This is a genomic window from Sphingobacterium sp. BS-2 (assembly GCF_046161205.1).
GTDB lineage: Bacteria > Bacteroidota > Bacteroidia > Sphingobacteriales > Sphingobacteriaceae > Sphingobacterium > Sphingobacterium mizutaii.
This window is the reverse complement of record NZ_JBIXGO010000013.1, coordinates 1-6767: the sequence shown is the minus strand read 5'-3', so window position 1 is coordinate 6767 and position 6767 is coordinate 1. Positions and strand designations below refer to the sequence as shown.

Sequence of the window (6767 nt, the reverse complement as noted above, 5' to 3'; positions counted from 1 at the left end):
GTCGAACCCTATCCTGGATCTTTTCCATAAACTTGGTCAATCCTCCCATCCTCGGTGGGTGAGCTGTACCCTGAGCGAAGCCGAAGGGGAGCCGAACCCAATCCTGGTTCTTTTCCTCGATCTTGGTCCATCCTCCCATCCCGAACATCCTGGTTCAAACCAACTCCTAATCAACGAAGAGCATTGGTCCCCACATAAATTTCACAATTGGCTGGAAATTTGTGCAGGATTTATTAAAACCAGATCATGACCGACATTCTACCTTTTATCATTTCGCTATTTGTGGGAATTGGACTTGCTGCTGCTACGGGCTTTAGGGTGTTCCTGCCTATCTTCTTTTTGAGTTTGGGTTCTTATTTGGGATGGATTCCATTGGATGAGAGTTATGCTTGGGTGGGTGGTTTGCCAGCTGTCATCGCAACGGGTTTGGCTACTTTATTTGAGATTTTGGCCTATTACATCCCCTTTGTCGATAATATCTTGGATAGCATTACCGTCCCTTTAGCTACCATTGCCGGGTCCTTGTTGTTTGCAACACAATTTACCGAAGTGAGCAGTTGGATTCAATGGTCCTTGGCATTGATTGCCGGTGGAGGTACCGCAGCGACCATCAGTTCGGTATTTGCAGGCACTCGAGCGGCATCCTCTGGAACGACCGCTGGGCTCGCCAATCCCGTCATCTCCACGGTAGAAACCATCGGCTCTACCATCATGAGCATCTTGGCGATCTTCTTACCTATCCTAGCGGGAATACTGGTTATAGTGATCCTTTATCTAGCCATAAAATATGGCAAAAAGCTATTGGACAAAATCAGAAGGAAACCTAAGGTGAATAAATTTAAGGATTCAACCTATTAACCCTTCCCTCTAAGTTTTCCTCGGCAACCTTGACTGGCTGGTATTGAACCCAACAATAAGATAGAAATGGAAGGAGAACAAATACAAGAAAGCCCCACCAGAAGCTGAATATATTCCCAATAATGATACTTAGCAATAGAACGATAACCGGATAAGAAAACAACAGTACACCAAACAATAGGGAGTCATAGAATATACTGTTCTCCGTTTTCTGCTTTATTTTCTTTTTGACCAGTTGATAAAACCAATTATGGGAATAATGACCCAATAATGCTGGGTACTTCATCCATGCACGTTCCTGTTGAATGCCATCCCTTGCTCCTACATAACGATTTAACATTTTGGCATCCATTTCCTCCCTGAGGTTCTTGATCAATTCACTCGTCATTACTTCAGAATTGTTCAGATAATCCGTGGAGTCGATGGGATTCAAGGCTTCCAAATAAACTGCTTTAGGAACATCATCGAAGGAATTATAGCTAAGGATATAAGGTTGAACCTGAATGGGAACATCCATTTGCACTGCACGTTTGATAATGGAGGTCAAGCCGGTAGTCATAAAAGGCTTCATGTCGATTTGGTTCCTGGATACTCCTTCTGGAAAGATCAGGAGCTTTCGCCCCATTTTCAATTGGCGCACGCATTCATCATAGGTAAACCCATTGCTAATATCGGCATCCTGATCATCATGCTTCTTATAGATCGGCAACATAAAAAGACTGCGCAAAACCCAATTCGCCAAAGGTTTGGCAAATATATCTCCCCTAGCCAGAAAGCATATTTCCGTAGGTTGATGCACTGATAGAACCAAAGCATCGAAAAATGAATTGGGATGGTTTGAAACAATAACAGCTGGTTCATTCTTCGCTGCAAGTTCCAGGTTTTTTAATTGCCAATCTGCCACGTACCAGTTCATGCCCAGTTTGACAAATGATCTTAGGATTGGATAAAGCATAGATTAATATTCTCAATAATTAGAATCCAAATTTTCCTATAACAAAAAACACGCCTAATTTTAACAAATACTAATCTTCTTTCATGGATTCGGTAATCTTATGGATATTGAGGCTATTCGCCATTGCGCTAAAAATCTTATAATAAGCGCCATGCAGGTCAAATAGCTCTTCATGGCTACCATCCTCGACCACCCTACCTTTTTCCATTACAATGATATGTTCGGCATCAATTATCTGGGAAATACTGTGCGAAACGATAATCACTGTCCTGCCCACTTTGATGGCATCTAAACTGTTTTTGATCTGTTCTGTTGCGATGGCGTCTAAATTGGCCGTCGGTTCATCCAAGAAGATAATTGGTGGGTTCTTCAAGAACATCCTAGCAATGGCGATCCGCTGCTGCTGACCACCTGAGAGAAGGTGGGCTTCGGCATCATATCCATTCGGCAAGTCAAGTACCTGCTCATGTATAGAAGCTTTCTTAGCAGCCTCAATGACTTCCTCCATACTAGCTTCGGTCTTACCATAGCGGATATTATCGGCAATACTTCCTTTGAAGATATGGTTCCTTTGTAAAACCAATCCTATATTCTCCCTTAAAAACTCGGTATCATATTCCCTGAGGTCTACCCCATCTAAATAAATAGCACCCGAGCTAGGTTCATAGAATTTATCCAACAGATTAATGATGGTACTTTTTCCAGCTCCCGATAAGCCGACCAATGCTGTATTAACATTTGGACAGATCTGCATGCTAACATTGTGCAAGGCCTGATGGCCATTTGGATAGCTGAAATCCACATTCCTGATTTCAATCAACCCTTGAATGCTATCTGGTCTATAGGTTCCCGAAGGTTCCTTCTGTCCTTCATCTTCGAGGATCCCAAAGAAGCTTTCCGAATAGATCAAGGCATCATTGACCTCATCATAGATCCGGTGCAATTGCCTGATCGGTGCAGATACGTTATTGAATAACATAATATGGAACATAATGGCTCCGATGGACATCTGTTCGTTTAACACGAAATAAGCCGTTAAGATAATGACGATCACGACACCGATCTGCTCGATAAAACCCTTGATGCTTTCAAAGATAAATGAGGTCTTCCGCGTAGCCATCTGGTTTTCGGTCATCTCAAATTGGATCTTCTTATGCTTTTCGGCTTCGGTTTCCTCCCGAACAAAGGATTTGATCACCGTGATGGAATCAATCAGGTTGATCAATTGGTTACTTTTATTTTCCCGATACTGGCGCATATTCCTTCGGAAACCCGAAAGTTTCTTGGCCTGCATTTGGGATACATAAAAATAGATCGGAATGATAAATAGCCCTACCAAGCCCACATAGAAATTCGCCAGGAACATACAGACCAATGCGACGATGGCGTTTGCAAATAGCGGCAGGATATCGATAAAGAAGTTTTGGACTAATCTGGTCAGGGAACTGATTCCGGCGTCGATACGGGTTTGGAGTTTTCCGGACTCATTGACGCTTGAGGTATAGAAAGCCATCTTATAGGTCAGGATACGATCGACAATAGCTTGAGAAAAGTCTCGAGCGATCATGATCCTCAGTTTCTCGCCGTAGTACTTTTGTCCGAATTGGACAATGGAATAGATTATTTCCTTTCCCAGCAATATGGCTGAAATAACGCCCAAAAGATAGAGGCCAGTTCGAAGGGGTGTCTTGTTGACTAAAAGATCGCTGATGGTGTCAACGGTGTACTTTAGGATAAAAGCATTGACCTGTGCAGCGAAAGACCCTACAACCGTCAGGATAAGTGTATAAAAAATAAGATTCTTATACGGCTTGGTGAAGGGTAATACTTTTTTAAAGAGTTGGGTTATGGTCATAAAATGTAAACTTTAAAGTACTCAAAAAGTTTAAGGCCAAGCTCTCTGTAACTAATATTTTATAGGATAATTTTCGATGAAATCAAACTTATAATCTTTGTGTTGCTTCAGGCTATCAATTAAATTGCTCAATAATTGTTGTCCTTTTTTATTTTGGAACATATCATCATGCATCAGCAAAACGATATTGTTGGGTTTCAAGGTAGACTTATTCCCTAACATGTTACGGATACGGCCATAGATCTCTTCCACAGACTGAACAGGCTTACCGCTCAAACCATTGATCTTCCATTCTACGTCCCATCCATAGATCTTATAGCCATTGACTCCCAGTAAATCAGCCGTTTGGCTACCAGAAGTTAAATCTACACGGCGAACATCATCGAATAACCAGATGTTTCTACCTGGCATACGGACGATCTTATGTTTCAATCCCAGATCTGTTTCACATTTTTCGAAATCTGCTACGGCAAGGTCCGGGTTGCTATAAAATACATGGAATTTATTGGCAGCATGAGAATAGCTATGATTGTAACATTCCACCAAAGGATTGTTCATGTAACGGTCGAAATCACGTTTCAATCTTTTGCTCATGCCAGCATGTTTACCGACTAAGAAGGCGGAAATCTTGGTGTTTTTTGCGGTGATAATCGAGTCGATTGCCGAACTACCGATCAATGGACCATCATCGAAGGTAAGATAGATATGCTTATCCTTTTTATTCAGTTCACGGTAAATAGAATCCCTAAGCATTTTTTTAGCTTGCTTAGGTTCGATTTTATTTAAGGAATCAACGGCTGGAAAATGAATCTTGCCCTTATTCAAAGAATCAAGTAGATCCATCAATTTTACGGTATCCTGCTTTAAAGGGCTTTGGCCATCAACCAAGGAATTTTCGGTCGAATCCAAAGGATTAGAGCTGGAAGGTGAACCTACAATAGAATTACAGGAGTAAACGGATATTAGTGTGGAAATAGCGGCAATAGCAGCGACAATAGTCTTCTTCAACATAGCCTTTGAGGGTCTCTTAAAATTTGTACAAAGCTAAAAATATTTGTCGATATAAGAAAGGGACTTCAAGCTGAAGTCCCATCCCATTTATCCCTATATTAATTGCTAATCATCGTAATGTCTACCTTTTTTCCAACGCTTATCCATTTTTTTATGGTACTTGTAATGTTCCTTTTCCATTTTGCGATAGCGTTTATCGGCACGGTGATGGTGTCTTCCGCCATCACGGATAGTAACTTGCGAATAGTTCCTTGAGTAACCATGATAGCGATCATGATAATGTCTGTGGTTTCTCCAAGGTCTAGATTCATTGATCACTACCTTATAGGTTCTATGAAAGTCGCGACCTCTATATCTTCTAGGTATTGTCCTGTGTGACACCCATGTACGGCCATCGTAGTAAGTATAGTAACGATTAGAAACATCGTAGTACATATCAAACTCGGGCATGTAATAGTACCTGGCGTAGTCATAGCCAACGGGGCCCCAGGAAGGTTGTACACCAATATTTAAGCTTACGTTTACTTGGGCTTCTGCGGGCTTGACGAAGAACAATCCTCCAAAAAATAATGCTGCGTAGAATAACTTTTTCATAAAAACCTCCTTATATCTTTAGGACCAAACGTCCGGTTATTTTTAATGTTCTGACAGGCATTTTGAAGGGAAGGATTAATCAGGAAATGTTAAAAAATGTAAATTGGCAGCTACAGCATTCAGAATCAAGCCTTTAAAATTCATCTTTTTGTCATATTTTAAAATTTAACATGGCCTTAACCTGTCAAAAAATACTCGGATTGCCCTACCCGATTCTATCAGCATTTTTGTTATCTTTGTCGCAATTTTAACAAAATAGCAATATGGCATTACAATGTGGGATCGTAGGCCTACCAAACGTAGGTAAATCAACCTTATTTAACTGTTTATCAAACGCTAAAGCGCAAGCAGCAAACTTCCCGTTCTGTACCATTGAACCCAATGTTGGGGTCATTACAGTTCCGGATGCACGCTTGAACAAATTAGCTGAACTCGTAAATCCGCAACGTATCGTTCCTAATACCATCGAAATCGTCGATATCGCCGGTTTGGTAAAAGGGGCTTCCAAAGGTGAAGGTTTAGGTAATCAGTTTTTGGGTAATATCCGTACCACAAATGCTATTATCCATGTGTTGAGATGTTTTGATGATGGGAATGTAATCCACGTGGATGGTTCAGTAGACCCAATCCGTGACAAGGAAATCATCGATACCGAATTGCAACTTAAGGATTTGGATACGGTAGTAAAGCGCATCCAGAAAGTTGAAAAAATGGCTAAGACTGGCGGTGATAAGGATGCTAAGAAAACTTTTGACGTCCTTTCCGTAGTAAAGGCTCATTTGGAATCCGGTAAATCTGCTCGTACTGCTCCTATTTCAGAAGAGGATTTCGAATTTATCGATGATTTGACCCTTTTGACGGTTAAACCTGTTCTATATGTATGTAACGTTGATGAGGCTTCTGTAAATACAGGAAATGCCTATGTTGATAAAGTAAAAGAAGCTGTAAAAGATGAAAATGCGGAAGTATTGGTTATCTCGGCACAGATCGAATCTGAAATCGCTCAATTGGAAGATTATGAAGAACGCAAAATGTTCTTGGAAGATCTAGGATTGGATGAATCAGGGGTTCACAAATTAATCCGTGCGGCATACTCTTTATTAGATTTAGCAACTTACTTTACAGCAGGTGTTCAAGAAGTACGTGCTTGGACGATCGAAAAAGGATTTACAGCACCACAGGCTGCCGGCGTAATCCACACCGATTTTGAAAAAGGATTTATCCGTGCTGAAGTTATTAAATACAATGACTTTGTACAATTCGGGTCAGAAGCAGCAGTTAAAGAAGCTGGGAAATTATCCGTAGAAGGAAAAACATATATCGTTGAAGACGGGGACATTATGCACTTCCGATTCAATGTTTAGGTAAATAAAAAAAAGCGACTTTAGGGTCGCGTTTTTTTTTATATTTTATAATATATATGATATTTTTGATTGTGGACTCCCCCACCACAACCCACCCGGGTGAATAAAAAAAAATATAAAAAATTAGAAA

Annotated in this window: 6 protein-coding genes; 2 read left to right on the top strand and 4 right to left on the bottom strand. The window is 40.7% G+C overall.

Annotation, left to right across the window (positions count from 1 at the left end; all coding sequences use genetic code 11):
- Window positions 1-246 precede the first annotated feature (246 nt).
- Window positions 247-858, top strand: a complete 612-nt coding sequence (locus ACK2WI_RS05340) for a DUF4126 domain-containing protein (protein WP_313368493.1) — start codon at window positions 247-249, stop codon at window positions 856-858.
- On the opposite strand, the gene ACK2WI_RS05335 is transcribed toward ACK2WI_RS05340, so the two are convergent.
- The 4 genes from ACK2WI_RS05335 to ACK2WI_RS05320 all read right to left on the bottom strand — a co-directional run bounded on the left by ACK2WI_RS05335 (window position 839) and on the right by ACK2WI_RS05320 (window position 5273).
- Entirely contained in the window at window positions 839-1813 is a 975-nt protein-coding gene (locus tag ACK2WI_RS05335; RefSeq protein ID WP_409149991.1) for a 1-acyl-sn-glycerol-3-phosphate acyltransferase, read from the bottom strand. The genes ACK2WI_RS05340 and ACK2WI_RS05335 overlap by 20 nt on opposite strands.
- 70 nt (window positions 1814-1883) lie before the next feature.
- The gene (locus ACK2WI_RS05330) at window positions 1884-3668 is read right to left on the bottom strand and encodes an ABC transporter ATP-binding protein (RefSeq protein WP_409149990.1); all 1785 of its coding nucleotides are present in this window, start codon (window positions 3666-3668) and stop codon (window positions 1884-1886) included.
- Between the two features lie 51 nt (window positions 3669-3719).
- Window positions 3720-4679, bottom strand: a complete 960-nt coding sequence (locus ACK2WI_RS05325) for a polysaccharide deacetylase family protein (protein WP_236736478.1) — start codon at window positions 4677-4679, stop codon at window positions 3720-3722.
- A 105-nt stretch (window positions 4680-4784) separates the two neighbouring features.
- Entirely contained in the window at window positions 4785-5273 is a 489-nt protein-coding gene (locus ACK2WI_RS05320) for a hypothetical protein (RefSeq protein ID WP_312698488.1), read from the bottom strand.
- A 263-nt stretch (window positions 5274-5536) separates the two neighbouring features.
- Here ACK2WI_RS05320 and ychF point away from each other — a divergent pair, with 263 nt between their 5' ends.
- The gene (ychF, locus tag ACK2WI_RS05315) at window positions 5537-6637 is read left to right on the top strand and encodes a redox-regulated ATPase YchF (protein WP_409149989.1); all 1101 of its coding nucleotides are present in this window, start codon (window positions 5537-5539) and stop codon (window positions 6635-6637) included.
- Window positions 6638-6767: the final 130 nt, after the last annotated feature.